Origin of the sequence: Sporosarcina obsidiansis, assembly GCF_009651005.1 — a bacterium.
Lineage (GTDB): Bacteria > Bacillota > Bacilli > Bacillales_A > Planococcaceae > Sporosarcina > Sporosarcina obsidiansis.
Genome location: NZ_WHVW01000003.1, coordinates 176,997 through 194,781, shown reverse-complemented (window position 1 = coordinate 194,781; position 17,785 = coordinate 176,997). Strand labels below are relative to the sequence as shown.

Sequence of the window (17,785 nt, the reverse complement as noted above, 5' to 3'; positions counted from 1 at the left end):
GTTTTCTCTTTCGTCTTTGATCAATCAAGAAACCCTCAGCATGTACTACTCATGCTGAGGTTCATTGGATGCCACGATTGTTTTATTCCGACCCGTACGTTTTGCTTCATATAGACTTTGATCTGCCAATTCGATTAATCGAGCAGGATGGTCTGCATGCAACGGATAGGCAGCCACACCTATAGAGATGGTGACAATCTCCCCGCATGGACTGACAGTACTCTCTAACGTTTCACGAAGCCGTTCTGCCATCAGATAAGCCGTCACTTTATCGGATTTTGGGAATAAAACGACAAATTCTTCTCCACCATATCGGCAGCAGATATCTCCTTTTCTAACGACTTGTTGCATACAATTCGCCAAATAAATCAAGACTTCATCGCCTATCCCGTGCCCATATCTATCATTCACTCGTTTAAATTTATCGATATCGAGAATAAACATGGCAAACGGAGTCTGGCTCGCTACCCACTTCTTCATTAAGTCATCCATCGTCCGGCGATTTGTTAGTTTCGTCAATGGATCTGTCGTCGATTCGTGAATGAAAAAATTCATCTCATTCTTGAAGTAATCCAAGCTATGAAGTAAGGCACCTTTCAGCTGCCTTGCCTCGTAATACCAATCTGAAACCAACTCCATCTTTTCTTTATTATCGGATTCAGTACTCATTTCGGTGTAATACGCCAATTTTTGCAACGGAAGCGCAATTTTCTTCGCCAAATACCACACTAAGAATAAAGCTAACAGCAGCAAAGGCAGTGACTTCCACATCATCTCAAAGACCATGCTTTTCGCAGATGCGACAGAAACATTTACGGGTCGCTGAGATACAATTCCCCAATCAGCAATGGGAACATAAGAATAGCCAGCGAGCATAGGAACCCCTTTCGTATTGACGAGCTCTTGCGCACCACTTTCTCCTGTAATCACCTTTTGAACTACTTCATTTTCAGAAACGTCATCTTTCAGCCGATCCTCAAGTTGATGATAGATTAATGTCCCTTTTCTATCCACAACATAGACGTACGATCCATTTTCATAGAAATGATTCCCTAAAATTTTCTCTAAAATGTTTGGCTTATTAAGGTAGATAGCTCCGCCCAAAAACCCTCGATACACATTATCTTCTGTTAGTAATGGAACACTGATGAAAATTATCAATTCTCCAGTAATTCCTACATACGGGTTAGAAATTAAAGGCTTTTTATCTTTTATCGTTTGCCTAGCCCCTACAGACGTCAACTTTTCCCCTATTAAATCAAGACTTGGAGGTGATACCCCCATTACCACACCATCAGCGGAAGCGATAGCGACAGAGTTAAAAGTACTCGTCTGCGTTCTAATCCGTTCCGCTATACTATTCAGCTTCGGCTGAGAATCTGGATCGTCTAGCAACGGGATAACTTCTTTTGCATTCACTTCAAGTGTTTGAAGGATATCGCGCAAATATGTATCAGTTGTGGAAGACAATTTCTTAGCATATGCTTTATTGGTCTCTAACGTTGTCTGTATTAAGTTTTCTTTGTTTACTCTATAGCCAACAGTTGTACTGGTTAGAAAGGTCAAAATGATCGCTAGTAACGCAACGATCTGAATCAAATTCTTCAAGGACCATCTCATTTATCTTCCCATTCTCCTTCTACTACGATACTATGGACCTATTATATCATAAGACAAAGGAAATGATATCCAATCTTCTATTATTTTAGTTCAAACGTTACGTTTCTTTGTCATGTATTCCTAACTCTTTCATATGTGTCAATAGGATATACCTATTCGATAGCCAATGTGCTTTTTTTCGATTAATTCTTGATAAGCAAACGCTGCCGTGTCACCAGTTGAAATCTGTTTTCCATCGAGTGGCAGTACATCTCGTTCTATACGGTAAGTTCCCACAGCTTCCCCGTCTGGCAGATAAGTGGGACATACAATCGTCCAGTCCAATGATGAACTACGTAGCATCTTAAACACTTTATGATGTTCTTCCGCTGCAAATGTCAGCTTACGATTTGAATCACCAGCCTCGTATCGCAGTTTAGAAAGATCTATTCGGCTTTGGAGTATGCCTGCTGTTCCGATCGTCAGAATGCGCGAGACTCTATGAATCTCCATTCCCTCCATGATTGCTGGCATCGCTTCCGTCAATGTCGTGGTCCGATCTGTTCCCAAGGCACTCACTACAGCATCTGCTCCAGCAATCATTTGCTTCACTGCCTCTGCTTCTCGTACGTCCCCTTGTATAAGAGTCAAGCGTTGATGTGGCACGCACTTCTCTGGCGTTCGTACTAGCGCCTTCACTTCATGACCATCCTGCAATGCACGATGGACAATTTCACTTCCCGTTCGTCCAGTTGCTCCAAAAATCACAAGTCTCATCTGACATCCCTCCTATCTTTCACTTTACAACAGTAATTTGCAACCTTGCACTTTCTTTGCTCTCCCCTAATAAATGTAAGAGAACCAAAATAGTTATAAAGTATCTATCCTGCCTAAACAGCATGCTAATGTTTAACAATTGTTTAAATTGTTTTAAAATTATGTATATTAAGTGAGCATTATAGATTATAATTATTTAATAGTATATTAGTTATACATAAAGGGGGATGAGAGGTAATGAAATCCGTAAGAACAAAACTCGTTTTACTCGCACTAATCGTCATATTAGTGCCTACCATAGCTGTAGGAACTGTCAATTATGTATTGGCTAAAAATGAGTTGGATAAGATGGGGAGATTAGGTCTGGAGAATGGTACGCATGTGTTGCTTTCAGTCATTGAAGAATTGGATAAACAAGTACAAGCAGGTGCCTTGACGTTGGAGGAAGCCCAAGAACGTGCACGCATCCAAATCTTAGGAAAAAAAACTGGGGAGGGCACACGTTCAATTGATAACCCTGCCAAATTCGGAGAAAATTTTTACTTTTATGCGTTTGATGAAAATGGTTTACTGGAAGTCCACCCTTCCATTGAAGGGGAAAGTGCGTACGACTTTCAAACGGACGATGGTCGTTATTTTGTTCGGGAATTGATCGATGCCGCAAAAGCTGGTGGCGGATTTGTCAGCTATGACTGGCCAACTCCAAGCAATCCTGACGAAAAGGCTCCTAAAATTACGTACGCTGAAATGGATCCACAGTGGGGATGGATCATTGCAGCCGGTACGTATGAAATGGATTTTAACGTCGGAGCAAATAAAGTATTATACTATACGTTCATCATGACAATCATCGCTACATCGGTAGGTGTGGCGCTTTATTGGTTCTTCTCTAGCCGCATGATGGAGTATATTAAGCGAATCATGAGCATGACATCTGATATTGCAAAAGGGGTATTATCAGGTCCTACTATTCCTATCATCTCAAAAGATGAACTAGGTGTATTGGCCGAAAACGTCAATAATATGAAAGCTAGTTTGCAAGAAATGGTAGGTAATACACGTGATTCCTCTTCGCAAATGAGAATTTCATCTGAAATGCTTAGTGCGATTACCGAGGAAACAACGGCCTCAGCAGATGAAATCCACCACGCCATCACGGAAGTAGCAAATGGTGCCATTACGCAAGCTGAGGAGGCTGAAGTAGCGATTGGCAAAGTGGAGCACCTATCCGTACTGATCGCAAGCACTACAAGCCAATACGATACGATTATAAAAGAAATGAATGACGTCACTGAATTACAGGAGAATGGCAGCCAAAAAGTAGAGGAACTTGCGGAGAACTCGAAAAAATTTACGATCGTTATTGAAGAGTTGCGTACAAACTTCTCTAGTTTGACCAATCAAATGCAAGAAATCCAACAAGTGATCCAAACGATTACGTCTATTTCAGAACAGACCAATTTATTGGCACTCAACGCTAGTATCGAAGCAGCCCGTGCAGGGGAACACGGAAAAGGGTTTGCCGTAGTAGCTGCGGAAGTTCGGAAATTATCTGAAGATACACATCAAGCAACTGGAAGAGTACGTGATTTACTCGGGCGTATCGAAGCAGGAACAGCCACTTCTGATTCAAAAATGGGAAATACACTCCATTTGTCGCAAGCTCAGTTTGTAGCAATTGAAGATGTTCAAAGCGCGTTTAACCGTCTGTCCACTTCTATCCAGGAAATTACGAGCCACCTTACTTCTTTAGACGGAGAAATGCACCAGATGGATGACAACCGGCTCGTTGTGGTCAATGCGATCAATGAAATCGCTACCGTAGCAACCGAATCTGCTGCCGCCACCGAGCAAGTCAACGCTTCGATCGATGAACAAAAAGAAGCTATCACGTCCATCATGCACTCCTCTGTAGAACTGCATAATGAAGCAGAGAAAATGCATGAATTAGTCGCGCGCTTCACTTAAAGTTAGACGCCGTTCAGTTCGCTGAACGGCGTCTTTTAATTAATAAGTCGTCAGCTTTACCCAACGTTGCAGTGCATAGATGCCTCGCTGGAAGAACGTCAAGCCGTTCTGATATTCTTCTACATCTAACGTATACAGGGCGTCTTCATTATCCCAAAGTCGATCAAAATATGTGTTGATCTCACCCGTTAGTTTACTGTCTGTTGGCGCAATAATTCGCAAATTCGCTTCCAAATTATAATCTCGTAAGGTACGTTCTGTCAGGTTGGATGACCCATTCGAAATATACGTTTTCTCAGCGGTTTGGATCGCCACTAACTTCGTGTGATACTGTCCGATGACGGTGTTGTACCAGCGCACTTTAATCTTGTCGTCAGTATTTTCCCTAATCTCCTGTACAACGGGTCGGTTCGGCAAGCCTGACTTTTTACTACCAAATGAGTTTTCATTCGGATCCAAGATCATTTCCACTTTGACACCACGATTTGCTGCGTCTTCCAAAGGTTGAATGACTTGCTGTTCCGACAAATAAAACATACCGATTCGAATTCTATCGCCTTTTTTCGTTTTGGCTATATCGTCAACGAGGGCATTCAATACTTTACTTTCCGTCAAGTATTGAACTTGATAAGGTCCCCCTTCTTCTTCCGTATTCTCCACACGCGGAAGCTTTCCACCCTCTGAGTATTGCAGAATAGCCTCTTCTGCCTCCAATATGTCGTTTTGCACTAGCCCTTTTACTTTAAACGCCACATTCCCATGACGACCACTGGCAGCGTGTGGATTAGACGATGTCACTAACGCAGCTTGGTCGGTCACCAGTGTTTTTCGGTGATTAGATTTGACATTGAGCAACTTTAAGTAGGAAGTGAATTTCACATCCGGTGCGTCACTAGCAAGAAAATTGGGGAAATGAGCCTTGCCGTCAGTCTGAATCCATTGAAACAAAATGCGGTATAATCCTGAATAAATTGGCATGGAGTCACGTAATGGTTCTAAATCCGTATAGACTACCTGAACATCAGCCTTCTCCAATTCCTTGAACCATCTCGATTCATAAGAACCATATCCTGTATTCAAAGGGTCGGTTATGTAGACGATGGGCATGTCTGGATTTTCTTTCTTTTTCTCCACCAACGCAGTCGTCAACTGATCTGCAAGTTGTGGAAAATCTTCCTTTTCATCATAATAATCGTCCATTAGAAAGAAATCCAAGACAATAAACTGCTTTGCGTCCCTAATCATTTGAAACACTTCATTAAAAATACGTAATTCAGATTTATAGTGTTCTTTAGATTTATTCTGGGAATAGGACAGGTCATAAATGAATTCGACATCCTGTATTTGATGCAGTTCTCCTTCATAAGATACACCTGCGGGCAATGGTTTGTAAGTGTGCCAAAGCATGACACCGGCATAGAGCAATGCGAATAGAAGCAAGGCATATGATGCAATCCTTTTTTTCGTTATCTTACGTTTCTTCTTCGCCATGACGTTTGCCCCCTCCTAACCAGTTCCAGATCGTGAAGTTGTGTATTAGAAACATTCCCTATCTAGCTACTCATAAACTATGCTTGCTAGCTTTATTTTATAGAAAGATACGGACGGTCAAAGCGCCATTCTACTGATACAGGTACGTTGTAAGTTTCAGATAAAAGTTCATCGGTAAGCACTTCATGCTTCGGCCCTGCCGCTACCACTTCTCCTTCTTTCAGCAGCAGTACATGCGTGATCTCAGGGACCAACTCCTCTACGTGGTGAGTAACGTAAACAAGATGTACATTATTTCTCGTAGCGATTTCAAGGACTTCTAAAAATTGTTCTCGTGCTAAGATATCCAATCCAGAGCACGGTTCGTCTAATATCAGCAAATCTGGTTCTCCCATTAATGCTCTCGCAATTAGAACTCTTCGTTTTTCCCCTTCTGATAACACGCTGAACTTCTGTCCTTTGACATGTTCTAGCCGAAATTCTTTCACTATATACTCAGCGCGAACCCAATCCTCATCAACGATTTGATCATAAATACCAAAACTAGCGAACTTCCCGCTGATGATGACACGCTCAATTGTTTCTGTCCAGAAGAAATCCGTAAACTTTTCCAATGAACTGCTAACATATCCAATTTTCTTCCGTAACGTTGGCAAATAGGTACTGCCGAATCGCTTCCCGAGTACTTTCACTTCTCCTGAAGAAGGAATTTCATATGTAGAAATAATTGATAGCAATGAGGTTTTGCCCGAACCGTTCAATCCCAGTATTCCCCATTGCTCCCCCTCTGAAATTTCCCAATCCAGACCTTTGAGGATTTGATTGTCGCCTCTTTTAAAATAAATATCAGACACTTTTACAATTGACATATGTATTCCCCTTTCCAATATGCAGAAAACCGGTTCCTGCTATATCCAGCAGTCCGGTTTCCAGTTTATTGATGTTTTTTTTGTTTTTCAAGTTCCAGGTATTTACGTTCTCTTTTTTCTCTTTCTTTCTGAGCCTTCTCTTTTTCTTTACGCTCTTTCTTCTCTTTCTCACTTTCCTTCCGTTTGCGTTTCTTTTTCACTTCTCCTTCAATATTCTCAAAGCGTCGGATATCGGTCGGCCTGACAGTGATCGGTTCGCGTTGCAACAACTTGGCCAATGAAAAGATAAGCAGCAACAGAAACAACGTAAACGGCAAGGCTGAGACAAGAGAAGCCGATTGCAATGCTTCTAGTCCACCTGCATATAACAAAACTGCTGCAATAGCTGACATTAGGAAGCCCCAGATTAATTTAACAGTCATCGGTGGAAATAAACTTCCTTTTGTTGTCATACTAGCTAGAATATACGTTGCAGAATCCGCAGAGGTGATGAGGAAAGTAAAGATAAGAACGATAGCTAAAAATGAAACAACATTCGTAAAAGGTAAGTGTTGAAGCGTCGCAAAAATAGCCGAAGTTACATCGTTATCGACTGCTTCTGCAATCTGTGTCCCATTGCGCAAATCACTATATAACGCAGTTCCTCCAAGTGTCGCGATCCACATACATGAAAATGCTGGTGGTATGACCATAACCCCCATGATAAATTCTCGTATCGTACGTCCTTTCGAAACACGTGCCACAAATGCACCTACAAAAGGAGACCAGGCAATCGTCCAAGCCCAATAGAAAATAGTCCAGTCCTTTACCCAAGTTCCTCCTTGATATGGTTGTAATCGCAAGCTATATGTAATGAAATTATTAATATAATCTCCAATAGCAAGTGTAAAGGTTTCCAATATAAATACTTTAGGACCGACAAGGAAGAAGAAGGCTAACATCGTTATCGCCATCCCAAGGTTAAAATTTCCTAAGTAGGCAATTCCTTTACTCAGTCCTGAAGAAGCAGACGCCATATAGGCAACAAACACAACCGCAATGATAAGAAGCTGGATCATGAAGGTGCTTTTCATATTAAACACATATTCCATCCCGCCACTCATTTGTAGGACACCCATCCCTAATGAAGTAGCGATCCCCATGACTGTTGCCACAACAGCGAATGAGTCGATTCCAGTTTTCACATATCGATTGCTACCTATAAGCGGCTCCAACGCAGTGGAGATCAAACCGTCTTTTTTCTTTCTGAATTGTAAAAAACCAATTACTAGACCGACAATGCCAAAAATCGCCCATTGCGAAATTCCCCAATGGAAAAATGCATACCCCATTGCTACTCGTGCTGCATCCTCTGTCTGTGATTCCACACTTGCAAGTGGCGAGCTAAAATAATGACTCATCGGTTCCGCCACACCCCAGAATACGAGCCCTACGCCAAAGCCGGCAGAAAACAACATTCCGATCCATGTGAAAAATGGATAGTCCGGACGCTCGGTATCACCGCCTAGACGGATGGCTCCATACTTACTGATGGTTAGTCCCACTAAAAATACAATGACAATAAATACAGCCAGCAAATAAAACCAACCAAAATTATCTGTTGTGAAGTGGTAAAGTTTTTCAGAAACCACTCCGAACGGTCCTGGCATAATTGCACCTAATAGTACAAGTATCAAGATAAATACTGCAGAAATAGAGAACACGGGGTTTTTCCAAAATTTTTTATTCACAGCTAAATCGACTCCTAGTGCTCATTTGGTAACTTCCTTACTACTTCATACCCTAATTCAAGAATATGTAACGTGTTTTCTTCCACATAAAATGCAGAATAAAGTCACCAAATGGGTTATAGCTGTATATGATACACACCGAATAAGGCATCTTCAAGCGAAGATGCCATCTATTCGTATTCAGTTAAAGTTCTCTTCTATTCCTTGCGACCACCGTAATGCATGCAAAAAGATGTCGCTTAGTTTCTTGTTTGGAATGGCTAACTGGCTGGATAATCGTTTCACTTGCTCCCACTCAAAACGCTCTACCGCCTCGATGAGTTGCAGGTACGGAGTCATCTCCGTCTCTTCACCATTCAATGTATTGATAATGACATCCGATAGAGACAAAAGCGGCAAAATTTCTTCCCATTTTCTACTCATAACGGCGTCAATCATCGAAAACATCCCCGTCAAGAAATACTCGTCTTTATTCGACTTCCCCTTGTATTCTGCCAACAGTTCGCATGCTCTGGCACGTCGAAGTGACAGCTCTACAAGTGCAGTCACCCTGCCGCTTTGCAGATCCTTTCCTAAGTCATGAAGCATCAGGACTTGTAGCCATTTTTTCGTTTCATTCAAGCCAATCAGAACGATGGCTTGTTTAATCGAACTAATCCTTCTCGGTATTTCAAAAGCCAAGGAATTGATGAAACGCAACAGTTTGTAAGAAATAGAAACATCTCGCATGATTAAATCAGCGAGCTCATTAATCGACTGCGTGTCACTCTGGAAATATTCAATAATTTGCAAATGAATCAATGTATTACTAGGAATTTCTGCACTCTTTATAATTTCAGGTTTCGCGAAGAAATAACCTTGGAATAAATCATATCCACTTTTCAAAGCCAACTGATAATCGGCTTCCGTTTCCACCTTTTCAGCCAATAAAACAATTGATGGATACTTCTTCAAAAAACCTTTAATCCTTGCTCTTTCTTCTCTGCTGGTCAACAAGAAATCTACTTTTACAATGTCTACGAGCTTGAACAATTGTGGATACGCAATGTATTGATCTTGTAAAGTAAAGTCATCCAGAGCAAGAGTAAAACCAGCTTCTTTAAACATTTGCAAGCGCCGCAAAAGAGCAGGGGTGATTTCTACACCCTCTAGAATTTCAATCACGACCTGATCAGGATTCAAACTCATGAACAAGTCTTGCGCTAAAAGCTCACCGGAAAAATTAATGAAGGAAGGCACACCACTAGTTACTCGATCCACGCCTATAGAAAGAAATGTATTAACCAGCAGGCTAATCGTTGCTTGCTCGGGATTAATATCTGGAAAAACATTTTCTTCACTATTTCTATATAACAACTCATACGCATAAATATTACCTTGCCGCCCTAAGATCGGCTGTCTACCAATGAATATCGAACAATCATTCATTCATTTCCACTCCAAATCCGACTTGAATGTCGATTTCTATATTCTAGACTCGCTTGCTTGTCTTCTCGATGTATACGTAAATGAGCCTAATATCAAGATCTCTACCTACAAAATAATCCTTGAGAACTAGTCGCCAATATAATTTTATGCATGATGGATTAGCACCAAATCTTTACTCCCTCTATTATACTTGATTGGAAGATATTTAGAAATATATTAATTACAAATTACTAATGTATTCCATCCAGACTTTTTTCAATTCTTTCTTGGCGTAAAATTGTTCAAAGAATTCTTGATCGCGTGATGCGGGCCAATCAGGTTTTTTCGTAGATCATGGCCGACTTGGTCTAAAATCCCTGTTGAACCGGTGTTTGGAATCTCCCTGAACAGAAAAAATGGAACCTTACGTTATATTTCAAACCGAAGTATCTGTCATACTCCTAAAACACATCGCATACGTTGAGGGGAGGAGTGATGAAAGCTGGAAAAGCAAGCGTTCAGAGGAAGTTACGAGCCATATGTATCGCCATTTGATCCGTGTCCCCCTGTGACAGTGAAGACTTTTGTGTTGCCACCTCAGCTCTTTTTGGGTTTTCAGCCACCAGGTCTTCCACAATACTCACCTGCCGAAGCACTGCGCCACGGATCCCTATGGCCAGCCTTAGTCGACGGCTACTCGAAAAAGGAGGGGATTTCATGATGTCCGCAGCAGCAGAACAACGCGCCATGCTAAAGGAGGTGCAGCAAGCTGATTTTGTTGTCGTGGAACTAACGCTGTATACAAATACCCATTCAAACGACGAGGAAGCACTAGAGCAATGGCGTCTTGCCATCAAAGAAGCCGCAAGAGCACGGAAAGCATACGAAAAACGATATGGCCCTCTTTCTCTCCTATCGGTTCCGTCAGAGCAAGCTATTGAAATGGGCTGGCGTTGGAACCAGCCACCTTGGCCATGGCAGATGTAGCAGCTTGAATTCAGTATTATTTTACTAGGGGGAACGACAATGTGGGTGTATGAAAAAAAATTACTGTACCCTGTGGAGGTCAGTGAATGCAATCCAAAGCTCGCAAAATATATAGCGGAACAATACGGGGGTGCTGACGGAGAATTAGCAGCAGCTCTTCGCTATATGAATCAGCGGTACACTGTTCCTGATAAAGTAATTGGCTTGCTAAATGATGTCGCAACAGAAGAATTTTCACACTTGGAAATGTTAGCTACAATGATTTACAAATTAACAAAGGACGCCACACCGCAACAACTCGAAGAAGCAGGTCTTGGTGCACATTTTGTCAATCATGGGCATGCCCTATTTTATGAGAATGCAGGAGGGGTTCCATTCACTGCTACGTATATTCAAGCGAAAGGCGATCCGATCGCTGATTTGTATGAAGATATTGCAGCAGAAGAAAAAGCTCGAGCAACTTACCAATGGATTATCGATATATCCGACGACCCGCTCATTAACGATTCGCTCAAATTTCTGAGAGAACGAGAAAATGTGCATTCTCAGCGTTTTAGGGAAGCTGTGGAAGTATTAAAAGAAGAACGAGACCGCAAGAAAATTTTCTGATCTTGAGAAGTACCCTTCTCTCCCACACGGAGGAAGGGTTTTTAGTGTTTAGGAAATCGCATTCAATGGTATGTGTTGTAGAGAGGGTGATCACGGAGGTGTTCTCTATGTTAAAACGAAAAATGAAAAATGCACAACGTTCTCAAGAAATTATAAATATCTTTTTGAAAAATGGTTTTAGTCATGTTTTATTTCGGCTAGGGTTGACCGACCGAAAATTTTCTTCTACAGATGAAAAAGCTGATTTAAATTTATACCATGTAGGGAAAAAATTACGAACCGCGCTAGAGCAGCTCGGCCCTACATTCGTCAAACTCGGCCAGATTGCCAGTGGTCGCAGGGATTTAGTGCCTGAAGAAATTGCTGTGGAACTTGAAAAATTACAAGATCACGTAGAGGCCTTTCCAATTGCGCATGTACGGGACATTATCGAGCAGCAGCTAGAGGGTACCATTGAAGAATTATTCCAGGAGTTTGACGAAGTGCCTCTTGCTTCCGCTTCGATCGGGCAAGTACATAAAGCACGCTTAATCAGTGGTGATATGGTGGCAGTGAAAGTACAGCGACCAAATATTCAGCGACAAGTGGATACAGATTTAGCGATATTACATGATCTGGCAGGCTTTTTGGAGAACAATATGGATTGGGCCAAAACCTATCACCTTCGTGATCTCATCTACGAATTTTCCCATTCAATGCGAGAAGAATTGGATTATCAATTGGAGGCACGCAATGCAGAACGAATTGCACGTCAATTTGCAAAAGTACGGGAAATTCAAGTACCTCGTGTTTATGAGGAGTATTCTACACGAATCGTGCTCACTACTGAGCTAATCACAGGTATAAAAGTGAGCGACACGGAACAATTGGACGCGGAAGGTTATGATCGCCAAATTTTAGCCGAACGCATCGCCCACTCCATGCTCTCACAGGTGATGGAACACGGCTTCTTCCATGGTGATCCACATCCAGGAAATATTTTTGTCACGCCTGGAAATGTCATTTACTATGTAGATTTCGGTATGGTTGGGCAACTCAGTAAAGAAACAACCTACCATTTCGTCTCCCTCATGCTCGCTTTGCAAAAAGGTAATATTGAACGTGTGATCGACATTTTCTCTGACATGGATCTTCTTCATGAAGATACAAATACGGAAGCTTTGTATCGCGATCTACAAATTATTCAGCGAAAATATTACGAAACATCTCTCACCGATTTAAAGCTCGGAGACGTGTTTATGGAAATTTTCTCTATTGCCTATCGCCACCACATCCGACTTCCCAATGACGTTGCAATTCTTTCAAAAGTTATTCTTACGCTAGAAGGTGTACTCGGTAAACTCGATCCTTCCTTCAGTATTATGAAAGCCATTGAGCCATATAGTCGGAGATTGGTGTTGAAACGATTCGATCCTCGCTATGTCATCGAGAATAGTTGGGACACACTAATCAAGAATGCGGAGATCGCAGCAGAACTGCCAAGTGATATTAAGAAAGCTATTAAAACTGTGCAAAAAGGTAAAGTTGATTTGGATATCGGCCTGAAAGAGTCACACATCATATTCCGCCGATTCGATAAAATTGCCAACCGGTTGTCTTTCAGTATCGTCTTGCTGGCATTTAGCATCCTCATGGTAGGACTCATTGTCGGATCCGCAATAGCTGGTCAAACCGCTATGTTCTTCCGGCTGCCGCTCATTGAAGTCGGCTCCATTATTGCGACTCTCATGTTCGCCTATCTACTATTTTCCATCGTACGATCAGGACGAATTTAGTTACTGTTTAGTCCAATCAAATTCGGGAATAGAAGGACAGACTACTATTTTACGACGGGAGGATTTTTTGTGAATAAAGACCACCAAGTAGATGACAACAGCAAAAATAAACAGTTGGAAACATTTCGAGCACGTGACTATGAGAATCCAATGACGACCAATCAAGGATTAAAGGTATCAGAGGATGAACACTCTCTAAAAGCCGGAACACGTGGACCTACACTAATGGAAGACTTTCATTTCCGTGAGAAAATGACACATTTCGATCATGAACGGATTCCGGAGCGCGTCGTTCATGCGCGTGGATATGCGGCTCATGGTGAGTTTGAGTTATATGAATCCATGAAAAAGTATACCAAAGCTGGATTTTTGCAAGAACCTGGTTCGAAAACACCTGTTTTCACACGTTTTTCCACAGTAGCCGGAAGCCGCGGCTCTGCTGAAACTGTGCGAGATGTCCGTGGGTTTGCCGTTAAGTTTTATACAGAGGAAGGCAACTATGATCTAGTCGGAAATAATATACCTGTTTTCTTTATTCAGGATGCGATTAAGTTTCCTGACTTAGTCCATGCCGTAAAACCAGAACCTCACAACGAAATGCCACAAGCTGCTTCCGCCCACGATACATTCTGGGATTTCATCGCAAATAATCAGGAATCGGCACATATGATCATGTGGCATATGTCAGACCGAGCTATTCCACGAAGTTTTCGAATGATGGAAGGTTTTGGTGTTCATACCTATCGTTTTGTTAATGAACAGGGTGAATCACATTTCGTGAAGTTTCATTGGAAGCCTAAACTAGGCGTCCATTCGTTGGTATGGGATGAAGCACAGAAAATTAGCGGGAAAGATCCTGACTTTCATCGCCGCGATCTGTGGGAATCAATCGAAAATGGAGACTTCGTAGAATTTGAACTAGGTGTTCAATTGCTGGAAGAAAAGGACGAATTCAAGTTCGATTTCGATATCCTAGACCCAACGAAAATCTGGCCTGAAGAACAGATACCTGTCAAAATCATCGGGAAAATGACGTTGAATCGCAATGTAGACAACGTTTTTGCTGAAACTGAGCAAGTCGCATTCCATCCTGGCAGTGTCGTTCCAGGGATTGATTTCACAAATGATCCGTTGCTACAAGGACGTTTATTCTCTTACACGGACACTCAATTGATCCGACTTGGTGGTCCGAACTTCCATGAGCTGCCGATCAACCGTCCTGTCTGCCCATTCCATAATAATCAGCGCGATGGGTACGGAAGACAGACGATCAATGTAGGCCAAGTTAGCTATCATAAAAACTCGTTAGCTACTAATAAACCTAACACTTCGTCTGAACAAGACGGCGGCTATGTTCATTATCAAGAGAAAGTGGAAGGGCGCAAAGTACAAGCTCGCAGTGATTCATTTAAAGACCACTTTTCTCAGGCACGCTTATTCTGGAATAGTATGTCCGTTCCTGAAAAACAACATATAATTGAAGCTTTCAGTTTCGAAGTGGGCAAAGTGAAGGATATGAATATCAGACAACAAGTGGTCGACATGTTTGCTAATGTGGATACCGATATGGCAACGAAAGTGGCACAAGCAGTCGGTGTGGACGCGCCTAAAAATGCCACACAATCAACCATCACAGAGTCTTCTCCGGCACTGAGCCAGGAAAATAAAGCGAAGTTGCCACATACGCGAAAAGTAGCTGTCTTGATTGCGGATCAGTTTGACGATGCCGTACTGGAGCCATTCTTAAAAGCTTCATTGGACGCAGGTATGTCAATCGACATCGTGAGCGAACAATTCGGCAAGCTGACTGGTAAAAATGGTGCGACTGTGGAGGTCGACGAAACGTTCTTGACTGTTCATTCGGTTCTATATGATGCACTGTATATCGTAGGTGGACAAGCAAAGCAACCGAAGAAGTTCGAAATGGACTTGGCTGATTTTGTCAATGAAGCCTATATGCATTTCAAACCGATTGGGGCAGCACCGGATGCGCAGAAACTGCTTGATCAGACAAATGTCAAACCAGGACCAGGTGTTCTGACTGACTTAACAGTTTCGGGAGACGGTAAACAATGGGCTGACACTGTTGCCGCGCATCGTTTTTGGGACCGTAAGCTATATGACTGATTGCTAAAAAGAGATCTAGCCGGACAGGAGTTACCTGTCCGGCTTTTGTAGTTGGTATTTGGTATATGATCACTTGTACACTTTTAGGACCGGTTACAGGAATTTATGATCATTCATTAGCTTTTAAGCCACACCAATTCAGACCCTCTCCAGAATCTCAATAAACTTGGACGCAGCAGGCGACAAAGAGACGTCTTTTAAGTAGCACACACCAATGCTTCGTTTCGGGATAGGCTCTAAAAACTCTACTTCATGCAACTTGCCACGTTCCAAATATTTTGCTGCAAATTCTCGTACCACGCAGGCAATCCCTAAATTAATTTGTGCGAATTCCAGTAGCAATTCGTGGGAACCCAATTCAAATTCGGGATAGATCTTCACGCCTTTTTCTAATAGAAAGTCTTCCACATATTGTCGCGAATTAGACTTAGGTTCAAGAAGAATGAGCGGTAATCTAGTCAACTCCTGTAACGGTACTGGTCGAAGAAACAATTTCTTGAATCGTTCTCCATAGACGAATATATCCTGCACATCAAAGCACACTCGTTTTTCCAATGAATCATCTACCACTGGAAAGTTACAAACCGCAATATCTGCTTCTCCTGATTTAAGTGCTGCGATCAACTCTACTGTTGTGCCGTTGATGATTTTAAATCGAATACTTGGATAATTGGTATGAAACGCTTCTAAATAGGGCAATAAATAGTAACGAGAAATGGTATCGCCTACTCCTATTTTCAGCTCTCCAGCTGACAGGTTTTTCAATTCATATAATTTTTCATTACCCGCTTCCAACAAATTCAAGGCTGAATGAACATATTCGAATAACAATGAACCTTCATCTGTCAACGATACCCCTTTGGATGTGCGATTAAAAAGACGTGTATCCAATTCTCGTTCTAACTGAGAAATGATCTGACTAACGGCTGGCTGGGTCATAAACAATTGCATAGCGGCCTTGGAAAAGCTTTCATTTTGACCGACTGTGCGAAACACTTTGTACCATTCTAGATTGATCGACATATAACTACCCCTTATATCTACTATTAGGTATATTAATTTTACTTATATCACAAAAGCACGCTATAATACAAAGAAGAATGATCAAATTGATTTTCACTAAGGAGCGATTGATTTGGAAAGAGTAGTAGGAACCGTTGTCAGAGGGCTACGTTGCCCCATTATCAATGAAGGCGACAATATTGAACAAATCGTTGTAGACAGTGTCTTAGAAGCTTCTAGAATTGAAAACATTTCATTTCAAGATAAAGATATCGTATCCATAACAGAATCCATCGTTGCACGTGCACAAGGTAACTACGCAACGATTGACCATATTGCAAAAGATATTGAAGCCAAATTCGGCGATGATACAATTGGTGTCATTTTCCCTATTCTCAGCCGCAATCGGTTCGGGAACTGTTTGCGCGGCATAGCAAAAGGTGCAAAAAAGATCGTCTTAATGCTTAGCTATCCTTCCGATGAAGTCGGCAACCACTTGGTGGAGCTTGATCGCTTGGATGAAAAAGGAGTTAACCCTTGGACGGACGTTTTGACAGAGGCAGAGTTCCGTGCGCATTTTGGAGATAACAAACACCCATTCACTGGTGTGGATTACATTGAATACTATAAATCTTTGATGGATGAATTCGGTGTGGAACATGAAGTAATTTTCTCTAATAACGCTCGAACGATCTTAGATTATACAAAAACAGTCTTAACATGTGATATCCATACACGTTTTAGAACAAAGCGCATTCTCGAAGCGAACGGTGCTGAAAAAGTCTACAGCTTGGATGATGTACTTTCAAAATCCATCAACGGCAGTGGTTTTAATGAGCAATTCGGATTACTCGGTGCGAATAAAGCGCAAGAAAATAGCATTAAACTGTTTCCTCATAATTGCCAGCCTGTTGTGGATCAAATACAAGCTATGCTGAAAAAAGAAACTGGTAAACATATTGAAGTCATGATCTATGGAGATGGCGCGTTTAAAGACCCGGTCGGAAAGATTTGGGAATTAGCGGATCCTGTTGTATCTCCTGCATATACTGACGGACTAGACGGAATTCCAAATGAAGTAAAACTCAAATACTTGGCAGACAATGATTTCTCTGATCTCCGTGGAGAAGAGCTGAAGAAGGCGGTATCCGAGTATATTGAGAAAAAAGATATGGATCTTATGGGCTCCATGGCTTCGCAAGGCACTACTCCACGTAAGTTAACGGACTTGATTGGCTCGTTATCCGACTTAACTTCCGGTAGTGGTGACAAAGGTACACCGATTGTCTTTATCCAAGGCTATTTCGATAACTATACAAACTAAAGTAGATTGTCGCCTGTGAGTTTCTAACTCACAGGCGTTTTTTTGTAAATGTTCAGTCGTTTTGGAAATTTGCGCTATTTATATGCTACAATAAAAATAATTTGACATCTGTTGTTTAGA

14 protein-coding genes are annotated in these 17,785 nt (G+C 41.8%); 7 read left to right on the top strand and 7 right to left on the bottom strand.

The window, feature by feature from the left end; genetic code table 11:
• Window positions 1-45: 45 nt before the first annotated feature.
• Complete coding sequence (locus GD002_RS04470) at window positions 46-1,620, bottom strand: sensor domain-containing diguanylate cyclase (protein WP_153731135.1); 1,575 nt, start codon at window positions 1,618-1,620, stop codon at window positions 46-48.
• Between the two features lie 138 nt (window positions 1,621-1,758).
• On the bottom strand, window positions 1,759-2,376 hold the full coding sequence (locus GD002_RS04465) for an NAD(P)-dependent oxidoreductase (RefSeq protein ID WP_153731134.1): 618 nt from the start codon (window positions 2,374-2,376) through the stop codon (window positions 1,759-1,761).
• A gap of 237 nt (window positions 2,377-2,613) precedes the next feature.
• On the opposite strand from GD002_RS04465, the gene GD002_RS04460 reads away from it, so the two are divergent.
• Window positions 2,614-4,344, top strand: coding sequence for a methyl-accepting chemotaxis protein (locus tag GD002_RS04460; protein WP_153731133.1), 1,731 nt, complete (start codon window positions 2,614-2,616; stop codon window positions 4,342-4,344).
• A gap of 39 nt (window positions 4,345-4,383) precedes the next feature.
• On the opposite strand, the gene GD002_RS04455 is transcribed toward GD002_RS04460, so the two are convergent.
• The 4 genes from GD002_RS04455 to GD002_RS04440 form a co-directional block, all read right to left on the bottom strand.
• Window positions 4,384-5,835, bottom strand: a complete 1,452-nt coding sequence (locus GD002_RS04455; protein ID WP_153731132.1) for a phospholipase D family protein — start codon at window positions 5,833-5,835, stop codon at window positions 4,384-4,386.
• A gap of 92 nt (window positions 5,836-5,927) precedes the next feature.
• Window positions 5,928-6,704, bottom strand: a complete 777-nt coding sequence (locus tag GD002_RS04450; protein WP_153731131.1) for an ABC transporter ATP-binding protein — start codon at window positions 6,702-6,704, stop codon at window positions 5,928-5,930.
• A gap of 65 nt (window positions 6,705-6,769) precedes the next feature.
• On the bottom strand, window positions 6,770-8,434 hold the full coding sequence (locus GD002_RS04445; RefSeq protein ID WP_153731130.1) for a BCCT family transporter: 1,665 nt from the start codon (window positions 8,432-8,434) through the stop codon (window positions 6,770-6,772).
• Window positions 8,435-8,614: 180 nt separating this feature from the next.
• Window positions 8,615-9,862, bottom strand: coding sequence for an EAL and HDOD domain-containing protein (locus GD002_RS04440; RefSeq protein WP_153731129.1), 1,248 nt, complete (start codon window positions 9,860-9,862; stop codon window positions 8,615-8,617).
• Window positions 9,863-10,343: 481 nt separating this feature from the next.
• On the opposite strand from GD002_RS04440, the gene GD002_RS04435 reads away from it, so the two are divergent.
• The 5 genes from GD002_RS04435 (at window position 10,344) to GD002_RS04415 (ending at window position 15,339) form a co-directional block, all read left to right on the top strand.
• Window positions 10,344-10,562 carry a spore coat associated protein CotJA gene (locus GD002_RS04435; protein WP_153731181.1) on the top strand — a complete coding sequence of 73 codons (219 nt, stop codon included), beginning with the start codon at window positions 10,344-10,346 and terminating at the stop codon, window positions 10,560-10,562.
• Window positions 10,559-10,828 (top strand): spore coat protein CotJB, encoded by a 270-nt coding sequence (locus tag GD002_RS04430; protein ID WP_194841467.1) that lies wholly within the window; start codon window positions 10,559-10,561, stop codon window positions 10,826-10,828. Before GD002_RS04435 ends, GD002_RS04430 begins: the two co-directional genes overlap by 4 nt.
• Window positions 10,829-10,867: 39 nt before the next feature.
• The gene (locus tag GD002_RS04425; RefSeq protein WP_153731127.1) at window positions 10,868-11,437 is read left to right on the top strand and encodes a manganese catalase family protein; all 570 of its coding nucleotides are present in this window, start codon (window positions 10,868-10,870) and stop codon (window positions 11,435-11,437) included.
• Window positions 11,438-11,544: 107 nt separating this feature from the next.
• Window positions 11,545-13,212, top strand: a complete 1,668-nt coding sequence (locus GD002_RS04420; protein ID WP_153731126.1) for an ABC1 kinase family protein — start codon at window positions 11,545-11,547, stop codon at window positions 13,210-13,212.
• Between the two features lie 69 nt (window positions 13,213-13,281).
• Window positions 13,282-15,339: a catalase gene (locus GD002_RS04415; protein ID WP_153731125.1), complete on the top strand. Its 2,058-nt coding sequence runs from the start codon at window positions 13,282-13,284 to the stop codon at window positions 15,337-15,339.
• A 138-nt stretch (window positions 15,340-15,477) separates the two neighbouring features.
• Here GD002_RS04415 and GD002_RS04410 read toward each other — a convergent pair whose 3' ends face one another.
• A complete protein-coding gene (locus GD002_RS04410; RefSeq protein WP_153731124.1) occupies window positions 15,478-16,362 on the bottom strand; it encodes a LysR family transcriptional regulator in 885 nt (294 codons plus the stop codon).
• Between the two features lie 112 nt (window positions 16,363-16,474).
• On the opposite strand from GD002_RS04410, the gene GD002_RS04405 reads away from it, so the two are divergent.
• Window positions 16,475-17,665, top strand: coding sequence for a coenzyme F420-0:L-glutamate ligase (locus GD002_RS04405; RefSeq protein ID WP_153731123.1), 1,191 nt, complete (start codon window positions 16,475-16,477; stop codon window positions 17,663-17,665).
• Window positions 17,666-17,785 lie beyond the last annotated feature (120 nt).